The 19,979-nt window shown below is 60.8% G+C and carries 15 protein-coding genes and 1 tRNA gene; 12 read left to right on the plus strand and 4 right to left on the minus strand.

All coding sequences use genetic code 11. The features are described from left to right. The first annotated feature begins 91 nt into the window (after nucleotides 1-91). The 4 genes from fdhE to HNP33_RS05785 all read left to right on the plus strand — a co-directional run bounded on the left by fdhE (nucleotide 92) and on the right by HNP33_RS05785 (nucleotide 4,775). On the plus strand, nucleotides 92-1,054 hold the full coding sequence (gene fdhE / locus HNP33_RS05770) for a formate dehydrogenase accessory protein FdhE (RefSeq protein ID WP_184706233.1): 963 nt from the start codon (nucleotides 92-94) through the stop codon (nucleotides 1,052-1,054). Between the two features lie 121 nt (nucleotides 1,055-1,175). Continuing rightward, nucleotides 1,176-2,588, plus strand: a complete 1,413-nt coding sequence (gene selA, locus HNP33_RS05775) for an L-seryl-tRNA(Sec) selenium transferase (protein ID WP_184706235.1) — start codon at nucleotides 1,176-1,178, stop codon at nucleotides 2,586-2,588. Between the two features lie 36 nt (nucleotides 2,589-2,624). Next, nucleotides 2,625-4,547, plus strand: a complete 1,923-nt coding sequence (gene selB, locus HNP33_RS05780; RefSeq protein WP_184706237.1) for a selenocysteine-specific translation elongation factor — start codon at nucleotides 2,625-2,627, stop codon at nucleotides 4,545-4,547. Nucleotides 4,548-4,679: 132 nt separating this feature from the next. Continuing rightward, nucleotides 4,680-4,775, plus strand: a tRNA-Sec gene (locus HNP33_RS05785). 82 nt (nucleotides 4,776-4,857) lie between these two features. Here HNP33_RS05785 and HNP33_RS05790 read toward each other — a convergent pair. The 3 genes from HNP33_RS05790 to HNP33_RS05800 are packed head-to-tail and all read right to left on the minus strand — an operon-like array spanning nucleotide 4,858 to nucleotide 7,096. Then, nucleotides 4,858-5,388, minus strand: a complete 531-nt coding sequence (locus HNP33_RS05790; RefSeq protein ID WP_233464407.1) for an OmpA family protein — start codon at nucleotides 5,386-5,388, stop codon at nucleotides 4,858-4,860. 2 nt (nucleotides 5,389-5,390) lie between these two features. Continuing rightward, on the minus strand, nucleotides 5,391-6,620 hold the full coding sequence (locus HNP33_RS05795; protein WP_184706239.1) for a diguanylate cyclase domain-containing protein: 1,230 nt from the start codon (nucleotides 6,618-6,620) through the stop codon (nucleotides 5,391-5,393). Then, complete coding sequence (locus HNP33_RS05800; protein WP_184706241.1) at nucleotides 6,617-7,096, minus strand: YfiR family protein; 480 nt, start codon at nucleotides 7,094-7,096, stop codon at nucleotides 6,617-6,619. The genes HNP33_RS05795 and HNP33_RS05800 overlap by 4 nt, the downstream gene beginning before the upstream one ends. A 340-nt stretch (nucleotides 7,097-7,436) precedes the next feature. Here HNP33_RS05800 and selD point away from each other — a divergent pair, with 340 nt between their 5' ends. After that, on the plus strand, nucleotides 7,437-8,495 hold the full coding sequence (gene selD / locus HNP33_RS05805; RefSeq protein ID WP_184706243.1) for a selenide, water dikinase SelD: 1,059 nt from the start codon (nucleotides 7,437-7,439) through the stop codon (nucleotides 8,493-8,495). 307 nt (nucleotides 8,496-8,802) lie between these two features. On the opposite strand, the gene ffh is transcribed toward selD, so the two are convergent. Then, nucleotides 8,803-10,185: a signal recognition particle protein gene (gene ffh, locus HNP33_RS05810; protein WP_184706245.1), complete on the minus strand. Its 1,383-nt coding sequence runs from the start codon at nucleotides 10,183-10,185 to the stop codon at nucleotides 8,803-8,805. A 208-nt stretch (nucleotides 10,186-10,393) separates the two neighbouring features. Here ffh and HNP33_RS05815 point away from each other — a divergent pair, with 208 nt between their 5' ends. From HNP33_RS05815 to HNP33_RS05845, 7 genes are all read left to right on the plus strand, one after another. Continuing rightward, nucleotides 10,394-11,200 (plus strand): cytochrome C assembly family protein, encoded by an 807-nt coding sequence (locus tag HNP33_RS05815; protein WP_184706247.1) that lies wholly within the window; start codon nucleotides 10,394-10,396, stop codon nucleotides 11,198-11,200. A gap of 6 nt (nucleotides 11,201-11,206) precedes the next feature. After that, on the plus strand, nucleotides 11,207-11,443 hold the full coding sequence (locus HNP33_RS05820) for a PP0621 family protein (protein ID WP_184706249.1): 237 nt from the start codon (nucleotides 11,207-11,209) through the stop codon (nucleotides 11,441-11,443). Continuing rightward, nucleotides 11,440-13,104, plus strand: a complete 1,665-nt coding sequence (locus tag HNP33_RS05825) for an ATP-binding protein (RefSeq protein ID WP_184706251.1) — start codon at nucleotides 11,440-11,442, stop codon at nucleotides 13,102-13,104. The genes HNP33_RS05820 and HNP33_RS05825 overlap by 4 nt, the downstream gene beginning before the upstream one ends. 26 nt (nucleotides 13,105-13,130) lie before the next feature. Further along, a complete protein-coding gene (locus tag HNP33_RS05830; RefSeq protein ID WP_184706253.1) occupies nucleotides 13,131-14,681 on the plus strand; it encodes a sigma-54-dependent transcriptional regulator in 1,551 nt (516 codons plus the stop codon). Then, the gene (ampD, locus tag HNP33_RS05835; RefSeq protein WP_184706255.1) at nucleotides 14,678-15,289 is read left to right on the plus strand and encodes a 1,6-anhydro-N-acetylmuramyl-L-alanine amidase AmpD; all 612 of its coding nucleotides are present in this window, start codon (nucleotides 14,678-14,680) and stop codon (nucleotides 15,287-15,289) included. The genes HNP33_RS05830 and ampD overlap by 4 nt, the downstream gene beginning before the upstream one ends. A 593-nt stretch (nucleotides 15,290-15,882) precedes the next feature. Next, complete coding sequence (locus HNP33_RS05840) at nucleotides 15,883-18,789, plus strand: ribonucleoside-diphosphate reductase subunit alpha (RefSeq protein WP_184706257.1); 2,907 nt, start codon at nucleotides 15,883-15,885, stop codon at nucleotides 18,787-18,789. Beyond that, nucleotides 18,780-19,964, plus strand: a complete 1,185-nt coding sequence (locus tag HNP33_RS05845; protein WP_418903821.1) for a ribonucleotide-diphosphate reductase subunit beta — start codon at nucleotides 18,780-18,782, stop codon at nucleotides 19,962-19,964. The genes HNP33_RS05840 and HNP33_RS05845 overlap by 10 nt, the downstream gene beginning before the upstream one ends. Nucleotides 19,965-19,979 lie beyond the last annotated feature (15 nt).

The following is a 19,979-nucleotide window of genomic DNA, read 5'->3' on the forward strand; positions in this document are numbered from 1 at the left end:
TGCCCGCGGGGGCTTGCACCCCGCTGCACCCATCAAAGACGCCGATAGCCCTATCAGGACTATCGGCGTTGATACTTGAGAAAATCCCCGTATGCAACGCATTCTTCAACCTGGCGAAATCGAGTCGCTGGACCACACCAGCTTTCCGCGCGTGCTGCTGCCCGATACCAGCAGCCTGTTCCTGGACCGCGCCAATCGCATCCGCCAGCTGGCCGAAGGCAACCCGATTGCCGACTACCTGAACTTCATCGCCAGTCTGGTGCAGGCCCAACACCGCGCCGTACAAGACTTGCGTGTGGCGGAGCCCGAGGCGGCCGCCATCGCGCAGGCGCAGGAATTTTCGTCGCCGCTGCTGCCCGCAGCCGACCATCTCGATCCCGTCTGGCACCAGGTGCTGGATGGCATGCTGGCCGATCTCTCCGGCACGGGCGGATTGCCCGCGCCGCTGCAGCCACTGATTGCAGAGCTGCAGGCAACAAGCACCGAAGAGCGCAACGCCCTGGCAAAGCGCCTGCTGACCAAGGAGCTGGCCGCACGCGACGTAGGTATGGCCCCCTTTGCCATGGCTGCACTGCAGGTCGTGTTTGCCCGCCGCGCAAGCCAGTTGCGGGCCGCCGATGTGCCCTATACCGATCCCGCCACCATCTGCCCCGTATGCGCTGCCGAGCCGGTAGCCAGTGTGGTGCGCATTGGCGGCAAGATGGCGGGCCACCGCTATCTGCATTGCGGCTGCTGTGCCACTGAATGGCATATGGTGCGCGTCAAGTGCTCACATTGCGAATCGACCAAAGGCATTCACTACCAGGGCCTGGAAGGCGGCAAGGACGTGGTGCTTGCGGAAACCTGCGACGCTTGCGGCAGCTACCGCAAGATCGTCAACCAGGAAAAAGACCCGTTGGCTGAGCCGCTGGCCGATGATCTGGCCAGCCTGATGCTCGATTTGCTGATGAGCGAGAACACCCGGCTCCAGCGCGCCAGCGGCAACCCCTTGCTGTTTGTTGCAGTGGCGGAGCCGCAGGCGGACGACAGCGCGGCTGTGCCTGATCTGCACTGACCGGTCGGCCACAGGCCGCAGGCAGCGGGGGTAAGGCCCGAACGCCGCGCTCCCTGCCGTGCCATACTAGAACGATGACTGCGCCCTGCAGCCATCGTTTTGTTTTTTTGATGTTTCACCCATGCGCACTGCCTCTCCCCTGCCCTCCGTCGACAAGTTGCTGCAGCATCCGCGCACTGCCGGACTGCTTGCGCACTATGGCAAAACGCAGTGCACCGATGCCATTCGCGCCGCACTTGCGGATGCACGCAACCAGTGGTTGGCAGCCAAGGACAGCCAGACCGCGCCGGGTGCCGATATCCTGCTGGATGCTGCCGAGCAATCGCTGCAACAACTGTTTGCCCCCCGCCTCAAGGCCGTCTACAACCTGACGGGGACTGTGCTGCACACCAACCTGGGCCGCGCATTGCTGCCACAAGAAGCCATCGATGCCGTGGTGCAGGCGCTGGCCGCACCCAGCAACCTGGAGTATGACCTGGCCGATGGGGGCCGTGGCGACCGGGACGATCTGGTTGAGGACCTGATCTGCCGCCTGACCGGCGCGGAAGCGGCCACCATCGTCAACAACAATGCGGCTGCCGTGCTGCTGGTGCTGTCCACCATGGCGCTGCACAAGGAAGTCATCGTCTCTCGCGGCGAGCTAGTGGAGATCGGCGGCGCCTTCCGCATTCCCGACGTGATGACGCGCGCCGGTGCCACTCTGGTCGAAGTCGGCACCACCAACCGCACGCATGAGCGGGACTATGCCGAAGCCATCTCCGCCCAGACGGCGGCACTGATGAAAGTGCATTGCAGCAACTACGCCATCTCGGGCTTTACCAAATCTGTACCGGATGCCGATGTGGCAAATATTGCCCACAGCCACCAGCTACCGATGATCGTGGACCTGGGCAGCGGCACCTTGATCGATATGCGGACCTGGGGCCTGCCATACGAGGTGACGGTGCGCGAAACCGTCGAAGCCGGTGCCGACATCGTCACCTTCAGCGGCGACAAATTGCTGGGCGGCCCGCAGGCGGGCATCATCGTCGGCAAGAAGTCACTGATCGCACAGATCAAGAAGAACCCTCTCAAACGCGCATTGCGCGTCGGCAAGCTGACACTGGCTGCGCTGGAACCAACCCTGCGCCTGTACCTGCACCCGGAGCAATTGGCCGATCGCCTGACCACTTTGCGCCTGTTCACCCGCAGCGCAGCCGATATGCAGCAGCAGGCCGAAGTTCTGCAAGCCCCTCTGCAAAACGCTCTAGGCACCGCATATGTGGTGGAGCCGACTGCCATGTCCAGCCAGATCGGCAGCGGCGCGCTGCCTGTGGAGAGCCTGCCCAGCCATGGCCTGGTGATCCGCTCTGCAGACCCCAGACGAGCCGGTCAACTGCTGCAGCGGCTTGAAGCCGCGCTTCGCCAATTGCCGCGCCCAGTCATCGGCCGCCTACGCCAGGACGCGCTGTGGCTGGATCTGCGCTGCCTTGAAGCCGCTAACCAGTCCGTATTCGTTGAAAATTGGGAAAAACTCGTTCTAGCATCAGATTGACGAGGGCATCAAGCTATAAAAAGCAGAGCATTTCGCATGATCATTGGAACCGCAGGCCATATCGACCATGGCAAAACCACCCTGGTACGCGCCCTGACTGGCGTGGAGACCGATCGCCTGAAAGAAGAAAAGGCGCGCGGCATCTCCATCGAACTGGGTTATGCCTACGCGCCCCTGGCCAACGGCGATGTGCTGGGCATCATCGATGTGCCTGGCCACGAAAAATTCATCCACACCATGGCCGCAGGTGCCGTGGGCATCGACCATGCACTCCTGGTGGTGGCGGCCGATGACGGAGTGATGCCGCAGACACGTGAGCATCTGGAAATTCTGCAATTGCTGGGTGTCCGCCAAGGCACTGTCGCGCTCACTAAGGTGGATCGCGTAGAGCCCGAACGCATGGCGGTCGTGGAAAATGAGATACGCGCGCTTCTCGCGGGCGGCCCTCTTGCCGATGCCCCTGTTTTCCAGACTGCAGCCGCGCTGCCTGACGACCGGGGCGTGCAAGCGCTGCGCCAGCACCTGCACACCGTTGCACAGGCGATGCCTTTGCGCGCACAGCAAGGCCTGTTCCGTCTTGCGATTGACCGCGTGTTCAGCCTGGCAGGACAGGGGACCGTGGTGACGGGTACGGTTTTCAATGGCAGCGTTGCCGTGGGCGACAGCCTGCTACATTCGGCCACTGGAAAACCGACACGGGTGCGCAGCATCCACGCGCAGAACCGGGCAAGCAGCCAGGGCGTGGCCGGACAGCGCTGCGCACTCAACCTTGCAGGTATTGCCAAAGAAGAAATTACGCGTGGCGACTGGTTGTTGGACGCACGCCTGCTGCACACCACGCAACGCATCGACGTACGGCTGCAACTGCTGGCCGGTGCTCCCGCGCTCAAGCCCTGGGCGCCTGTGCATGTGCACCTGGGCACCATGCACTGCACAGGCCATGTGGCCCTGCTGCAAGATGGCGAACTGCCATCTGGAGCCCAGAGCCTGGCCCAACTGGTGCTGGATGCGCCAGCCGTTGTGCAGCCAGGTGACCGCGTCATCATCCGCAATGCCCAGGCCAGCCGAACCATTGCCGGAGCGACGGTGCTGGATCCCTGTGCGCCTGCACGCAAACGCCGTAGTGAGGCGCGGCTGGCGTTCCTTGCAGCGCTGGAGCATTGGGTCTCCACCCATGACACTGCACCACTGCTGGCCGAAGCCCCACACGGCCTCGCACAATCACAGCTGGTACGGCTGACAGGCCTGGCGCAACCGCCGGTACCGCCCCATGCCATAGTGCTGCCCACCACCGATGGCGATGCGCTGTTGCTGAGCAATGAGGCCTGGCAGGCGTTGCAGGGCCAGGTACTTGAGGCCCTGGGGCGTTTTCACAGCGTGGCGCCCGATGAGCCCGGCATCAACGCTGCGCGCCTGCGGCGCATGGCATTGCCCAGCCTGCAGCATGGCGTGCACGATGCGCTCTACACCAGTCTCATCGAGGCTTTGCTGCAGGCACAGCACATCAGCACCACGGGTGCATGGCTGCATCTTCCGGGCCATAGCGTTCAACTGAGCGATGCAGAGCAGGCTTTGGCCCAGCGCCTGCTGCCCGCCATTGGCGCTGGCCGTTTCGATCCGCCATGGGTTCGTGATCTGGCGCGGGACCAAGGCAGTGGCGAAGAAATGGTGCGCCAACTGCTCAAGAAACTGGCTCGGCAAGGGCTGGTGTTTCAGGTCGTCAAGGATCTCTTTTATGCAGCCGGGCAAACCGATGCCCTGGCCGCACTGGTTGCCGATCTGGCCTTGCAGGCCGAGCGTGGCGCGGTAGAGGCGGCGGCCTTCCGAGATGCAACAGGCCTCGGGCGCAAGCGTGCCATCCAGATCCTGGAGTTCTTCGACCGCGTGGGCTACACCCGCCGAGTGCGCGATGCGCATATGCTGCGGCCCGGTGTGCGCTGGCAGGTCAGCCAGCAGTGACGAACTCGGGCACGCCCCAGCAGCACAACGGCGCTTGGCACGCACCCGCATCAGACTTCATTATTTATAGGGGCATGCGCCACTCCGCCTCGATACATGGCGGGAGTGGCTACAATCGGCTCACTTTCTGATGGAAGGCAATCGTGCCCGGTGGTGCGGCCGGGCTTCAAACCCGGTGAGGGGTGTCAGCCACTCCTGGGTTGGTTCGACTCCAGCTGCCCTCCGCCACTGCCCACCCACTCCTGTCGCCAAGCAGGCGGGGCGCAATGTCTTCTTGCCTTTGCAACCGATGTGAGCCGATACGCGTTGCTTATAACAATGGCACCACGATGGCTACACGGCGGTTTTCCGCGGCATTGCCCGACACCACTGGCAAAGCATTGCCAAGCCCTTTGACTTCGATGTTCTGCCGGGGCATGCCAGCTTCCACGAGAACATTGGTCACAGCCTGGGCTCTGCGCATTGACAGTTTCAGGTTGTAGGCTGCGCTGCCACGGTCATCCGTATAGCCTTCTACGCGCAGGCGGTCGATACCCTCTTTCATCAGTACCTGCGCCAACTGCACGACCTTGGCGCGCGCGGCCTCTCCCACTTCGGCGGAATCAAACTCGAAAAGCAGCTTGCCCGACATCTGCAGCTCCCACCCCTGGTCTCCCTGCATAAACCCCTGGTCACGCAGCACCTGCTGTTGCTGGGCCGTCAACCCCGCAGGGGGCGGTGGTGGCGTGGGTGCAGATGGTGTCTGGCATGCAGCCATCAGCAAGACCAAAGCCATGGCCATGGCCCAACGCGCTCCACGGGCAAAGCGCTGCGTACCGCTGAATCCTTGGCTCCATTCCATATTCACTCCTTGATCACGACACGCTCAGCATGGCGTGTCATTTTCGTTTCATACATGGCCTGATCTGCATGGTCCATCAATGTTTCCATGTCCTGCCCGTGCTGCGGAAAAACGGCAATGCCAACACTCACAGACGGGTTCAACACCACACCACTGCTGGTGACCACAGGGCACTGCATGGCTTCCTGAATCTTGGCCTCCACCAGTTGTGCATCTGCCATGCCTCCCACAGGATAGAGGAGGATAGCAAACTCGTCGCCGCCCAGCCTGGCGACCAGATCTGCCTCACGAACCACCGAGTGCAGTCTGAGGCCCACGGCTCTGAGCAAGGCGTCTCCCGCGGCATGTCCATGAATATCGTTGACCTGCTTGAAATGGTCATTATCGAGAAAAAGCACGGCGAGCTTGCGCCCCACGGATTCGGCATCCAGAAGTGCCTGCTGCAGGCGTTGCTCGAAGTGAGAGCGATTCGCCAAGCCCGTCAAGCCATCGCGCGACGCCTGGAGCTCCAGTTGCGAGTTCTGCTGCCGCAGTTTTTCCTGGCGCATCTGCAGCTCGGAGAGCAATGCATTGAAGTCATCGCCCAACTCGTGCAGTTCTGCAATCCGTGCCGGGGGCACGCGCTGGCCCATCGACCGGTCATGCCGCACCGCACGAGCCACCCGCGCCAGCTGCTGCAGCGGCTCGGCAATATCGGCCAGCATACGGCGCGATTGCCGCATGCCAAGATAACCGCTAACTCCCACACAGAGGATCAATACGGCCAGACCGGAGCTGAGAAATCGGACAATCCCCGCACCATCGCTATAGAGCACCACGCGCCCAATCTGCCTGCCATCCTGGTTCACCGGCGCGTCGGCAGGGCGCATTCCTATGGCTGCAGCGAGCAGTTCACCCGCACCGCCGGGGCCCGTTTTGGCCGATACCCAACGCACAAAGACCTCGCCTTGTGCGTCAAACACCTGGCCGCGGGCGACATCCTCGTTTCGCAGCAACTGGTCCAGCAACCGGGTGGCCTCGTCGTGGTCGTTGAAGACCAAAGAGGCCTCAACCGTGTAGGCCAGCGAACGGGCCATCAGTTGCAGGTTGTTGAGCAGATAGAAACGCAGCACCGCCACCCCGACAACAAGCAGCAGGACACCGGCCAACGATATGGCCATGGCAGCCATCCGCAAATGGGCGCGGCGGATGACTGCATGCAGCGACGCATGGCTGTCCATGAACAGACTCATGGCACCGCCTTGGACCGAGCCAGTTGCAGCACCTTGGGGCTGATGCGCAGGCCGCTGCGGGCAATCGAGTCCAGATTGACTTCAAAACCGGGGCCTTCGCCTTGGTGATTGAGGCAGAACATGGCGCCGATGCGGCACAGCGCACTGCGCTCACTGATCGTCAGCAAGGGCCGGCCGCTTTCCTGCTGCATCAGCTTGCGCCATTGCTGCTCACTCATGTCCCCCACATAAATGCCATCGCATTCGGAGGTCTTCAGCTGGTCGAGCTCCACCTGCTTGACACTGAGTCTTCGGCCTGCAATCACCTGCCCGGTGCTTTGCAGCAGGCCCGCTGCATATTCCGTGTGGCCTATCGTGCACAGGCGCAGCTCTTCGCTTTCAACAGGCCAGCGTGTATAGCCCAGAATCCCGAAGACGGTGCGTGTCACGGCCTGCGCATTGGCATCGGCGGAGGCTTCTGCATCGGTAGCTGCCATGGATGAGCAGCTCAAACAGGCCGCAAAAAGCCACGCCCAGCCGCTGAAGCGGCGGGACAATGCTCCATTGCCTCGACCTGGCCTCCAAAATGACACAACAGCTCCGTGACACCAGTGACAACTGTCTGGAGACACATTGCGCCATGCATCTCCCCCCGTCAATCCCTCGATATTCTTCCATATCTTTACAATCAGCAATGTAAATCTTGCTGTACTGCAGATACCGTACTCACGGCTGGTTGCACATGCATCCCATCCGGGGTGCAAGGAATGTGCAAACTACCAATAATAGGGTTTGCATCCTCTGCGCGCTTCCCCTGTCCGTCAGACACTCCCTTCCATGACTATCGATACCACTCAGGCTCCTCGACTTACCTCTCTGTCTCATGGCGGCGGCTGCGGCTGCAAGATCGCCCCCGGCGTGCTGGCCGACCTCATGAGCCGCAGTGCCCTGCCCAAGCAGTTTTACGCCCAGCTGCTGGTGGGCACCGAGACTGCGGACGATGCAGCCGTCTACCAGATCAACGACGAGCAGGCCATTGTCGCGACGACAGACTTCTTCATGCCCATCGTCGATGACCCATACGATTTCGGCCGGATTGCTGCCACCAATGCGCTGTCCGACATCTATGCGATGGGTGGCACGCCGGTGATGGCGCTGGCCATCGTCGGCATGCCCATCAATGTGTTGCCACATGATGTGATTGCCAAAATTCTGGAAGGCGGTGAATCGGTCTGCCGTGATGCTGGAATCCCGCTGGCTGGCGGCCACTCCATTGATTCGGTCGAGCCCATATACGGCCTCGTCGGCATTGGCGTGGTCCATCCCAAGAACCTCAAGCGCAACAGCGATGCACAATCGGGTGATGTATTGATTCTGGGTAAACCACTAGGGGTCGGCATCCAGTCGGCAGCGCTGAAAAAGGGCCTCCTGGACAACGCGGGTTATGCGGCCATGGTGCAAACCACCACCCAGCTCAACCGGCCCGGAACGGTGCTGGCGCAGATCGAGGGGGTGCATGCCCTCACCGATGTCACCGGATTTGGCCTGCTGGGCCACACGCTGGAGCTGGCGCGCGGAGCCGGGCTGACGGCCAGTATCGATAGCGATCTGGTGCCCCTGCTGCCAGGCGTGCGCGAACTGGCCGAACAAGGCATTGCGACGGGGGCCTCGGCCCGCAACTGGGCCTCGTACGGCACACAGGTAGATCTGGGTGAAAACGTGTCTGACGCGATGCGCAGCCTGCTGACGGACCCTCAAACCTCAGGCGGCCTGTTGGTGTCATGCCAGCCAAGTGCTATTCAGCAGGTGCTGGAAACCTTCAAGGGCCATGGATTTTCCGAGGCCAGCGTCATTGGACGCATGCAACCCGGTAATGCCAAGGTGGCGGTGAAATAGGCCCGCACTGACGCAAGTTCGCGCGGGCAAAAGGCATTGCGCCTGGCGGAAGATCCGTTACTCCCCGGCCCGTTGCTGCTTGCACACGCTCGGGCAGCATTGCTCCAGGCGACCTGTCTGGGGCATCGCACTTGTGCTTTATCCCAAAAAAACTTCAAAAATCAGAGCAATCTGCGTGTTGTATTGGAACACTCACGCAAAGGCCATCAATAACCAATGCCAGCAGGCGCATTCCGCACCTTGCCTTGATGATCGAAAAGAAAAACGCCTGCTCACGCAGGCGTTTTGCACAGGGGCAATTCGAACGTCAGAACGGCAGCTTGGGCATGCCTCCGCCCCCCATCAAGCCTTTCATACCCCCCATTTTCTTCATCATCTTCATCAGGCCGCCGCCCTTCATCTTCTTCATCATCTGCTGCATCTGGCCAAACTCGTTCAGCAGGCGGTTGACCTCTTGCACCTGCACACCAGCCCCAGCAGCAATGCGCTTCTTGCGTGTGGCCTTGATCTGCTCGGGCTTGGCCCGTTCATACGGTGTCATTGAGCAGATGATGCCTTCCTTGCGACGGATCTCGCGCTCCGCCTTGTCCATGTCAACCTGACCGGCTTTGCCCGCCAGTTCGGTCGGCAGCTTGTCCATCAGCGTGGAGAGGCCGCCCATCTGCTTCATCTGCTGCAACTGGCCCAGAAAATCGTTCAAATCAAAGCCGTCGCCGGATTTGATCTTTTCAGCCATCTTCTGCGCGGCCTCCATGTCCACGCCCTTGGTGACCTGTTCGACCAGGGCCACGATGTCGCCCATGCCCAGCACGCGCTGCGCATGGCGCTCGGCATCGAACACCTCCAGGCCATCGATCTTTTCAGAGACACCGGCAAACTTGATGGGCGCACCGGTAATCTGGCGCACCGACAGCGCGGCACCGCCGCGTGAATCGCCATCGAGCTTGGTGAGCACGATACCGGTCAGCGGCAGTGCTTCCTTGAACGCCTTGGCGGTATTGATGGCATCCTGCCCCTGCATCGCGTCGACGACGAACAAGGTCTCGACAGGCTTGAGCGCACCATGCAATTGCTGGATTTCCTGCATCAGCACTTCGTCGATCGCAAGGCGCCCGGCCGTATCCACCAGCAGCACATCAAAATAATGCTTCTTGGCGTAATCCAGCGCAGCATTGGCAATATCCAGCGGCTTCTGATCGGGGGTGCTGGGAAACCATTCCGCACCGGCCTGCTTGGTGACCGTTTTGAGCTGTTCGATGGCTGCTGGGCGGTATACGTCACCCGACACTGTCAGCACCTTTTTCTTGCGCTTTTCAATCAAGTGCTTGGCCAGCTTGGCGGTCGTGGTGGTCTTGCCCGCACCTTGCAGGCCGGCCATCAGGATGACTGCTGGCGGCTGGGCGTTGAGGTTGATGTCTGCCACACCCTCGCCCATGGTGGCGGCGAGTTCCTTGTTAACAATCGACACCAGCGTCTGGCCAGGCTTCAGACTGCCAAGCACCTCCTGGCCCAAGGCCTTTTCTTTGACGCGGGCAATGAAATCTCGCACCACGGGCAAGGCAACGTCAGCTTCCAGCAGGGCCATGCGCACTTCGCGCAGCATATCCTGCACGTTTGATTCGGTAATGCGGGCCTGGCCGCGCATCTCCTTGACGAGGCGCGACAGTTTATCGGTCAATGCGGAAGCCATGGGCAGTGATAGGTAGTTGGTGTGGCAGGCGGCGCTACAGCGCCAGGCCGCGTGGCGGCATGCTGCAGGCAAAAGGCCATTTTAACCCTTGCGCATCTCTGTGCCTGCCGTGCGTTATCTGGCAGGCGGCCGAGCCTTCCTCGCGTGGCCGTGCGGGCAGCGCCCCAAAGTAAAGCAGCACCAGGCTGGCGGCAGCTATCATAGGCACATGCCCTTTTCTTCTTCCTCAGCGGTCAGTTCCGGTCTTGTCAGCTGGATACTGGCCCTGGCCGCAGCGCTTGCCTATGCCCTGCCCGCGCTCGCCACCCAACGCCTGCAAGAGCGCGGTGCCAAGCGCTCGCTCCTCGTCGCCTGGGCTTTGCATGCCGCCAGCCTGGTCTGGGGCCTGGCAGGGCATACGCCTCAATTCGGATTCGCACCTGCGCTGTCCGTCACCGCTTGGCTGGTATTGACCGTATATGTGGTCGAGCAGCAGTTGTACCCGCAGTTGCGTTCGCGCTGGCCTCTGGCAGCACTGGGCAGCCTGGCGGTACTGCTGGCCGTGATTTTCCCCGGCACGCCATTGCATGTCGATGCATCCCCCTGGTTGCCCTTGCACCTGGCACTCGGCATTGCCTCCTACGGATTGTTCGCCGCCGCAGTGGTGCATGCGGCGTTGATGACGCGCGCCGAGCGCCAGATGCGCCAGCGCGGCGATCATGATGGTGGCCTGCCATTGCTGACACTCGAGCGGCTGACATTCCGCTTTGTTGGCGCAGGGTTCGCCCTGTTGACCGCCACCTTGGCAGCGGGCTGGTTTTTTGGCGAAGCGCTGTACGGCAAAGCCTGGATATGGAACCACAAGTCGGTCTTCAGTGTGCTTTCGTGGCTGACATTTGCCATATTGCTCTTTGGCCGCAGGCGCTTTGGCTGGCGAGGCAAGCAGGCGGTGAATATTCTCTACGCGGGCGCCCTGCTGCTGCTGCTGGCCTATGTGGGCTCGCGCTTTGTACTGGAAGTGATTTTGGGACGCTGAGTGACCATGAAGTATTTGCTGGTTCTTCTGCTGGTGGTGATCGCCTGGCACATCTGGCGCGGCAAGCGCGTGGAAAACGCGCGGCCTTCGGCTAAAAAGACATTGGCGCAGCCCGAACCCATGGTGCATTGCGCCCACTGCGGCGTGCATTTCCCACAATCGGACGCCATCAGCCACCGCGGCAAGCACTACTGCTCGCAAGCGCATCTGGCAGCAGCCAGCACTACCACGCCCTCGCCATGATCAACGCTGCCGCGCCGCTGGACACGCCATTCCGGCGCCTATGGCGGGTGTATCTGGCTGCCCGTGCGGTGGTAGCCCTGCTGCTGGCTGCCGGCGCTGTTCTGCTGGCCCCCGTCCATACGCAGAGATTGCTCCCCCAATTGGCCATATTGGCCGTTTATGGGGCGCTTGCTGTCTTGTACGCCGTCATCAGCCAGCACCCTCCCGCGCAACGCAAGGTGTATGCATGGCTGCCCACCATCGGGCTGGACCTGCTCCTGATATCACTGCTGGAGGTGACAAAAACCGGCAGCTACACGCTCACGCCGCTATTCGGGCTGACCGTGTTGTTTGCCGGCACATTGGGCGGCTGGCTGGTAGTGCTTGGCACCTGCGCCTACATCACGATTTTTCTTCTGATGGAGACCATCTCTACAACAGCATCGGTGATGGATCTCGATGTCACGCAAAACACCGTGCAGGCAGGCCTGGCAGGTGCTGCCTATTTCCTGGTGGGCATCTTGGTGCGTCTGCTGGCAGCACGGGTAGAGCGCGAAACACTCAAAGGCCTGCGTGCGGCCGCTGCAGCGAACCAGCAGGAACAGGTCAATGCGCTGATCCTGCAGAACCTGCCAGACGGCGTTCTGGTGGTCGACCAACAACTGCGGGTCCACAGTGCCAATCCGGCGGCCATGGCCCTGTTGCAGCAAATCATCGCCCCTGTGCAATTGCAGCAGCTGGGACAACTGCCCGCTTGGCAAGGCGTAGTGCAGCAGATCAACGGCACCTTCCGCAGCGGAGAAGCTGTCTCCAGCGATCAGGCTTTGATCGCCCCCGGTGCCGCTCCTGTGGGCCTGCATGTTCGTACCTGGCTGACGCATCCGCTGCCGGGGATGGGGCCCATTGGCAGCGCGGACAATGATCCGCTCTGCGTGGTGTTTCTGCATGACTTGCGCGAAATGGAAGCGCGCCTGCGCACTGAAAAGCTCGCCGCCATGGGGCGCATGTCCGCCGCCGTAGCACACGAAATCCGCAATCCGCTCGCTGCCATCACGCAGGCCAATGCGTTGCTGGACGAGGATCTCAGCGACCCTGGCCTCAAGCGCCTGACCTACATGGTCGAGCAGAACGCCCAGCGCCTTGGCAGAATCGCGGAAGATATTCTGGATATCGCACGCGTCCATAACCAGATACAGCCGGGCGAAGGCGAAGCCGTGTTGCTGGACGACACCGTTCGTGAAATCTGCAATGACTGGATAGCGCTTGCGCCAGCTGCGCACCAGGTGGCGCTGACCCTGAGCGCTGAAGGCAGCCTGATTGCGTTTGACACAGGCCATCTGCGCCAGCTTCTGTATAACCTGCTCAACAACGCGCAGCGCTATCGCAGCGACCATGCCGACGCGTTGCGGGTGATGACATCCAGCAATCTGGCCGGCACAGCCACCATGACGGTCTGGAGCGATGGACAGCCCATCGAGCCCACCATCGAGAAACACCTGTTCGAGCCCTTCTTCTCTTCGGAGAGCCGCTCAAGCGGGCTTGGCCTGTACATCTGCCGGGAGCTGTGCACTCGCCACGGCGCTATGATCCGCTATGAAAGACAAAGCGCTCGCCAGTCGGATACACGCGATGGAAATGCTTTCATCGTGCAGTTCCGCAGAGCGGCCCACCCTGTCGCATAACCATCTCTTGAGCGCCTGCTGCTGATATGAGTATCGAAAATACCTCCGTTCTGGTTGTGGATGACGAACCTGACCTGCGCACCCTGTATGAGCTGACGCTGCTGCGAGAGGGTTATCGCGTGCATACGGCAGGCTCGGTGCAGGATGCGCAGGCCCAGCTGCAACAACAGCAGTTCGATATCCTGATCACCGACATGCGCCTGCCCGACGGCATGGGCATGGAGTTGCTGCAGACTCTGCGCAGCCAAGGCCGCAGCGAGCGCGCCATTGTCATGACTGCTTATGGCTCGGCTGAAAACGCCATTGCCGCTCTGCGCGAAGGAGCCTTTGACTACCTGACCAAACCGGTCGATCTCAAGCAATTTCGCCAGGTCGTCGCATCCGCACGCCAAGGCCTGGCCAGCCCCTCGCCCTTGCAGCAGGCAACAACGGCCAACGACAGCCCCAGTGCCCCACCGGCAGCCACCACGCATTCACCTACAAAAGAGCTGGTCGGCCAATCACGCGCCATGCAGCAGGTCAGAGAGCGCATTGCCAAAGTGGCCAGCAGCATGGCACCCATTCTGGTACGCGGCGAATCCGGCACCGGCAAGGAGCTGGTTGCCCAAGCCCTGCATTCCCACAGCCAGCGTTCTGGGGGGCCAATGATTGCAGTCAACTGCGGCGCAATCCCCGAGGCCCTTTTGGAAGCTGAGTTTTTTGGCGCCAGAAAGGGATCCTATACCGGGGCCGCCCAGGACCGTGAAGGCTTTTTTCAGGCCGCGCATGGCGGCACCCTCTTCCTGGACGAAATCGGTGAGTTGCCCCTGGCCATGCAGGCCAAGCTGCTGCGTGCGATTCAGGAGCGAAAAATCCGCCCCCTGGGCAGCCAGCAGGAAGAAGCCGTCGATGTCCGCATCGTCAGTGCAACACACCGCGATCTGGCTGCGGACGTGGCCCAGGGCCGCTTTCGCCAGGACTTGTATTACCGGCTCAATGTCATTGAAATCGTCATACCGCCTTTGCGCGAGCGGCGCGAGGATCTGCCGCAGCTGTGCGCCGTATTGCTGCAACGCATTGCGCAAGACCATGGCCAGCCCGCATACCAGCTGACAGCAGAAGCCCTGGACACCATTGCCTCCTACCCCCTCGCAGGCAATGTGCGGGAGCTGGAAAACCTGCTGCTGCGATCGGTCGCCTTGAGCGATGGGACGCTGCTGAAAATTGAAAGCCCAGCAAAGACATCGCAGTCAGAAGCAGCCAACGCAACCCCAACGCCGCCTGTGCAGGCTGCCGCCCTTGCACCTCCCCCCTCTAGCACGACCCGCTCGCACCCAATGCCCTTGCCGGTAGCCGGTGGTTCTACCGTATCAACTCCTATCCAAGGGAACATCTACCCTTGTGATCAGGAGTTGCCGCACGATCTGCAGGCCTGGATGGACGAGCTGGAGAGAGACATTCTTATCCGGGCGCTTCGCGAATTTGGCTTCAACCGCACGGCTGCGGCAGCGCGCCTGGGCATCAGCCTGCGGCAAATCCGCTATCGGATGGAGCGGTTGCATATTGCCGATACACATGATGGAGCGACCCTTCAGTGACCGCCAAGCAGCACGGCTACCCATCGCAGGCGACCACCTGGGACGCAGGCTGGCTGCAAATAGCCACCCATTGCCCGTCGCCCAACTATGGGCCGCGGCCCGACAATACAGAAATCGATCTGTTAGTGCTGCATTCGATCAGCCTGCCGCCAGGGATCTACGGTACCGGAGACGTACAACGCCTGTTCGTCAATCAGTTGGACTGGGACGCTCATCCCTACTTTCAAGGCATTCGCGGATTGAAAGTGTCGTCGCACTTCTTTATCACCCGCTCCGGTGCCATCTGGCAGTTCGTCAGCTGCGATGATCGTGCGTGGCATGCGGGTGCTTCCAGCTGGCAGGGGCGCGAACGCTGCAACGACTACTCTATCGGAATCGAACTAGAAGGCCTGGAAGGCCTGCCTTTCGAGGCCGCGCAATACACCTCGCTCGCCCAGGTCTGTCAGTGCATCCGAAACCATTACCCGATCCGCCAGATGGCGGGACATGAGCACATTGCTCCCGGGCGCAAGCAGGATCCAGGCAGTGGCTTTGTTTGGCACCAACTGCAGCAGATGCTGAATTGGCCCCCTGCCATGTTCCCTCCCAGCACGATTCAGACGCCCTGATACCTCTCTTTGAGCAGATCTTAAAAAGACCAATGCACTGTTGAGAGAAGCAGAAGCGCCCCTTCTTACCGCATGTTCGTGCTGCGTGCGGCCCCCTTGCTACGGCTCGGCACCTCACGCCCATCGCAATCTACGCATTGCCGCACCATGGAAGCGCCTCTTGGTTCGCCCCCTGGCGCTCGCGCGCGCCCACGCGCCGTACCCATCCCAACAAGCATGACAAAACAGCCTGCCTGATGAGGATGTCAATCCTCGATCTCACAACATTTTTTTCAATTGCATGCAAGCCATGCGGGACTTACGCTGGCGCCCATTTTCCCTTGCAAGCGCGCGCCAGCATTGCCTTTTTTCGTGCAAAACATGCAACAGCGTGCGCTATCGCGAGTGATGCAATGCAGCGCAAGCAATCCACTCACAATTAGTAACATCCATTTTCCACCTATTGCGAAGTACACTATAGGTAGTGTCCAGCAGCATCCCAGACACTATATGTAGTGTTTTTCGTATTTCCTGCTCGTACCTCTGCGAGCTCTCTGCTGGCGTCTCTTTTTCCGATTTCTTTCCAGTTTTTCAAGAATCTCAGAGAGGACAACATGAACGCCGACTCGCTTTCCGCCGAACTGACACAACAGGGCTCCAGCAAGCGCACGATTGACGGTTTCACCGTTCTTCCCGACTACCAGATCATTCGCCGTAACGGCGCAGTCGTTCCATTCGAGCCGCCCAAGATCACCACCGCCATGATGAAAGCCTTTTTGGCGGTGCATGGCACCCAAGGCTCCGCATCTGCCAGCGTGCGCGAAGTGGTAGAGAGCCTGACCCACACCGTAGTTCGCGCCCTGATGCGCTCGCGCCCGGGCGGCGGCACATTCCACATTGAAGACGTGCAAGACCAGGTAGAACTGGGCTTGATGCGCAGTGGCAACCATGAAGTGGCACGCGCCTATGTGCTGTACCGTGAACGCCGTAACCAGGAGCGCGCGCAGCTGCACGCCGAGCATGCGCCTGCACAGCCCGAGCTGCATGTAATGGACAATGGCCAGCGCGTAGTGCTGGATGTGAAAAAGCTGCATGACCGCATCACCGCCGCCTGCCATGGCCTGGGCCAGGATGTGGACCCTGCACCGGTACTGAGCGAAACCCTGCGCAATCTGTACGACGGCATGAATATGGATGAGGTTTTCAAGGCCTCAATCCTGGCAGCCCGCACGCTGATCGAGAAAGAGCCGGACTACACCTTTGTGACCGCCCGGTTGTTGCTGCATACCATCACGCGCGAAATCCTCGGCCAGGACGTGGCCGCGGCCGACATGGGTGCAGCCTATGCCAGCTACTTCCCCGGCTACATCGCCAAGGGCGTGGAGCATGACCTGCTTAACCCCGACATGCTGAATTTCGACCTGCCTCGCCTCGCCTCGGCCCTGAACGCCGAGCGCGACCAGCAGTTCGACTACCTGGGCCTGCAGACGTTGTATGACCGTTATTTCCTGCACGTCAAAAAGCAGCGCATCGAATTGCCCCAGGCCTTCTTCATGCGCGTGGCCATGGGCTTGGCGCTGAACGAAAAAGACCGCAATGCGCGCGCCATCGAGTTCTATGAACTGCTGTCGTCGTTCGACTTCATGTCGTCCACGCCAACCCTGTTCAACAGCGGCACGCAACGCTCGCAGCTGTCTTCCTGCTACCTGACCACGGTACCTGATGACCTGGGCGGCATCTATGACGCCATCCGCGAGAACGCACTGCTGTCCAAGTTTGCCGGCGGCCTGGGCAACGACTGGACGCGCGTGCGCGCCTTGGGCGCTCGCATCAAGGGCACCAATGGTGAATCGCAGGGCGTGGTGCCTTTCCTCAAGGTGGTCAATGACACGGCTGTGGCCGTGAACCAGGGCGGCAAGCGCAAGGGTGCGGTCTGCACCTACCTGGAAACCTGGCACCTGGACATCGAAGAATTCCTGGAGCTGCGCAAGAACACCGGAGACGACCGCCGCCGCACCCATGACATGAACACGGCCAACTGGATTCCCGACCTGTTCATGAAGCGCGTGATGGAAAAGGGCAACTGGACCCTGTTCTCGCCCTCTGATGTGCCAGATCTGCATGACCTGTTCGGCGCAGCATTCGAAAAGGCCTACACCGCCTACGAAGCCAAGGCTGCGACGGGCGAAATTGCCCTTTCCAAGACACTGCCTGCTGTCGATCTGTGGCGCAAGATGCTGTCGATGCTGTTCGAAACCGGCCACCCCTGGATCACCTTCAAGGACGCCTGCAACGTGCGCTCTCCCCAGCAGCACGCCGGCGTGGTGCATTCCTCCAACCTGTGCACCGAGATCACGCTCAACACCAGCGACACCGAAACCGCGGTCTGCAACCTGGGCTCGGTCAACCTGGCCCGCCATATCAAGGATGATGGCAACGGAGGCAAGCAGCTGGACCAGGACAAGCTGAAAAAGACGGTCAATACCGCCATGCGCATGCTCGACAACGTCATCGACATCAACTACTACGCCGTGGACAAGGCGCGTGACTCGAACATGCGCCACCGTCCGGTTGGCCTTGGCATCATGGCTTTTCAGGACAGCCTGTACCAACTGCACATTCCCTATGCCAGTGACGCCGCCGTGCAATTTGCCGACGAATCGATGGAAGCCGTTTGCTACTACGCCTACTGGGCATCGACCGAGCTGGCCAAGGAACGCGGCGTGTATTCCAGCTACCAGGGCTCGCTCTGGAGCCAGGGCATTCTGCCGCCCGATACGCTGGACATGCTGGCCCAGACCCGTGGCAATGCAGACTATGTACAGGTGGATCGCAGCGCGCGCCTGGACTGGGAAGCTCTGCGTAAAAAGATTGCCAAGGACGGCATGCGCAACTCCAACTGCGTTGCCATCGCCCCCACCGCCACCATCTCCAACATCGTTGGTGTCGACGCGTCGATCGAACCATCCTTCGGCAACCTGTCCGTCAAGTCCAACCTGTCGGGCGAATTCACCGTCATCAACCAGTACCTCGTCCGCGACTTGAAGCGCCTGGGCCTCTGGGATGAGGTGATGGTGATGGATCTGAAACACTTCGACGGATCACTGCGCCCAATCGACCGCGTTCCGCACGAGCTCAAGGCCTTGTACGCCACGGCTTTCGAAGTCGAGCCTGTCTGGCTGGTGGAAGCCGCATCGCGCCGCCAGAAATGGATCGACCAGGCCCAAAGCCTCAATATCTATATTGCAGGCGCCTCCGGCAAGAAACTGGACGACACCTACAAGCTTGCCTGGGTACGGGGCCTCAAGACCACCTACTACCTGCGCACCACCAGCGCCACGCATGTCGAGAAGTCCACCGTGCAAAGCCGCGTACTCAATGCAGTGCCTAGCGCCGGTGCCGCACCTGCTGCCACGGTGAGCGCACTGGATGCCGCCGCCGCAGCGGCCCGTTCGCAGGCCCCGGCCACTGACGTCAAGTTCTGCGCGATTGACGACCCCGGCTGCGAAGCCTGCCAGTAAACCCTTTAGCCATCCACGCACGCGCCGCCCCCCAACAGTCCGCGGCCCGTGCGTCAGCCAGCAATGCAGATGGAGAGAACAAAATGCTGAGTTTTGAAGAAGAATCACAAGCCACCGCAGCCATGCCCCAGGCAGGCAACGGTACTGCCAGTACCCACAAGCGTGTCAATGCCGCCGACAAGCGCATCATCAACGCCAAGACGGACGTGAACCAGCTCGTTCCGTTCAAATACAAATGGGCTTGGGAAAAGTACCTGGCCACCTGCGCCAACCATTGGATGCCGCAGGAAGTGAACATGACGCGCGACATCGCGCTGTGGAAGTCACCCGACGGCCTGACCGAAGACGAGCGCCGCATCGTCAAGCGCAACCTCGGCTTCTTTGTTACCGCCGACTCGCTGGCGGCCAACAACATCGTGCTGGGCACCTACCGCCACATCACCGCTCCCGAATGCCGCCAGTTCCTGCTGCGCCAGGCCTTCGAAGAAGCGATCCACACGCACGCCTACCAGTACATCGTCGAATCCCTGGGTCTGGATGAAGGCGAGATCTTCAACGCCTACAACGAAGTCAAATCAATCCGCGACAAGGACGAGTTCCTGATCCCGTTCATCGAAGCGATCATGGACCCGGACTTCCATACCGGCACGCCCGAGACCGACCAGACCCTGCTCAAGAGCCTGATCGTCTTCGCCTGCCTGATGGAGGGCCTCTTCTTCTACGTGGGCTTCACGCAAATCCTGGCGCTGGGCCGTCAAAACAAGATGACCGGCGCGGCCGAGCAATACCAGTACATCCTGCGCGATGAATCGATGCACTGCAACTTCGGCATCGACCTTATCAACCAGCTCAAGCTCGAGAACCCGCACCTGTGGACGCCCGCATTCAAGGACGAGATCAAAGCACTGTTTCTCAAGGCTGTCGATCTTGAATATGCATACGCTGAAGACACCATGCCGCGCGGCGTGCTGGGCATGAACGCCTCGATGTTCAAAGGCTACTTGCGCTACATTGCCAACCGCCGAGCCACACAGATCGGACTGGAAGCATTGTTCCCCAACGAAGAGAATCCGTTCCCATGGATGAGCGAGATGATCGATCTGAAAAAGGAAAGAAATTTCTTCGAAACACGCGTCATCGAATACCAGTCTGGTGGTGCGTTGTCGTGGGATTGAAGAGCGTTGAAAGTG

This window comes from Comamonas odontotermitis (assembly GCF_014207855.1).
GTDB lineage: Bacteria > Pseudomonadota > Gammaproteobacteria > Burkholderiales > Burkholderiaceae_C > Comamonas > Comamonas odontotermitis_A.

Coding starts and splice junctions, on each gene's coding strand:
- fdhE (WP_184706233.1), top strand. CDS start 92: ATGCAACGCATTCTTCAACCTGGCGAAATCGAGTCGCTGGACCACACC.
- selA (WP_184706235.1), top strand. CDS start 1,176: ATGCGCACTGCCTCTCCCCTGCCCTCCGTCGACAAGTTGCTGCAGCAT.
- selB (WP_184706237.1), top strand. CDS start 2,625: ATGATCATTGGAACCGCAGGCCATATCGACCATGGCAAAACCACCCTG.
- HNP33_RS05790 (WP_233464407.1), bottom strand. CDS start 5,388: ATGGAATGGAGCCAAGGATTCAGCGGTACGCAGCGCTTTGCCCGTGGA.
- HNP33_RS05795 (WP_184706239.1), bottom strand. CDS start 6,620: ATGAGTCTGTTCATGGACAGCCATGCGTCGCTGCATGCAGTCATCCGC.
- HNP33_RS05800 (WP_184706241.1), bottom strand. CDS start 7,096: ATGGCAGCTACCGATGCAGAAGCCTCCGCCGATGCCAATGCGCAGGCC.
- selD (WP_184706243.1), top strand. CDS start 7,437: ATGACTATCGATACCACTCAGGCTCCTCGACTTACCTCTCTGTCTCAT.
- ffh (WP_184706245.1), bottom strand. CDS start 10,185: ATGGCTTCCGCATTGACCGATAAACTGTCGCGCCTCGTCAAGGAGATG.
- HNP33_RS05815 (WP_184706247.1), top strand. CDS start 10,394: ATGCCCTTTTCTTCTTCCTCAGCGGTCAGTTCCGGTCTTGTCAGCTGG.
- HNP33_RS05820 (WP_184706249.1), top strand. CDS start 11,207: ATGAAGTATTTGCTGGTTCTTCTGCTGGTGGTGATCGCCTGGCACATC.
- HNP33_RS05825 (WP_184706251.1), top strand. CDS start 11,440: ATGATCAACGCTGCCGCGCCGCTGGACACGCCATTCCGGCGCCTATGG.
- HNP33_RS05830 (WP_184706253.1), top strand. CDS start 13,131: ATGAGTATCGAAAATACCTCCGTTCTGGTTGTGGATGACGAACCTGAC.
- HNP33_RS05840 (WP_184706257.1), top strand. CDS start 15,883: ATGAACGCCGACTCGCTTTCCGCCGAACTGACACAACAGGGCTCCAGC.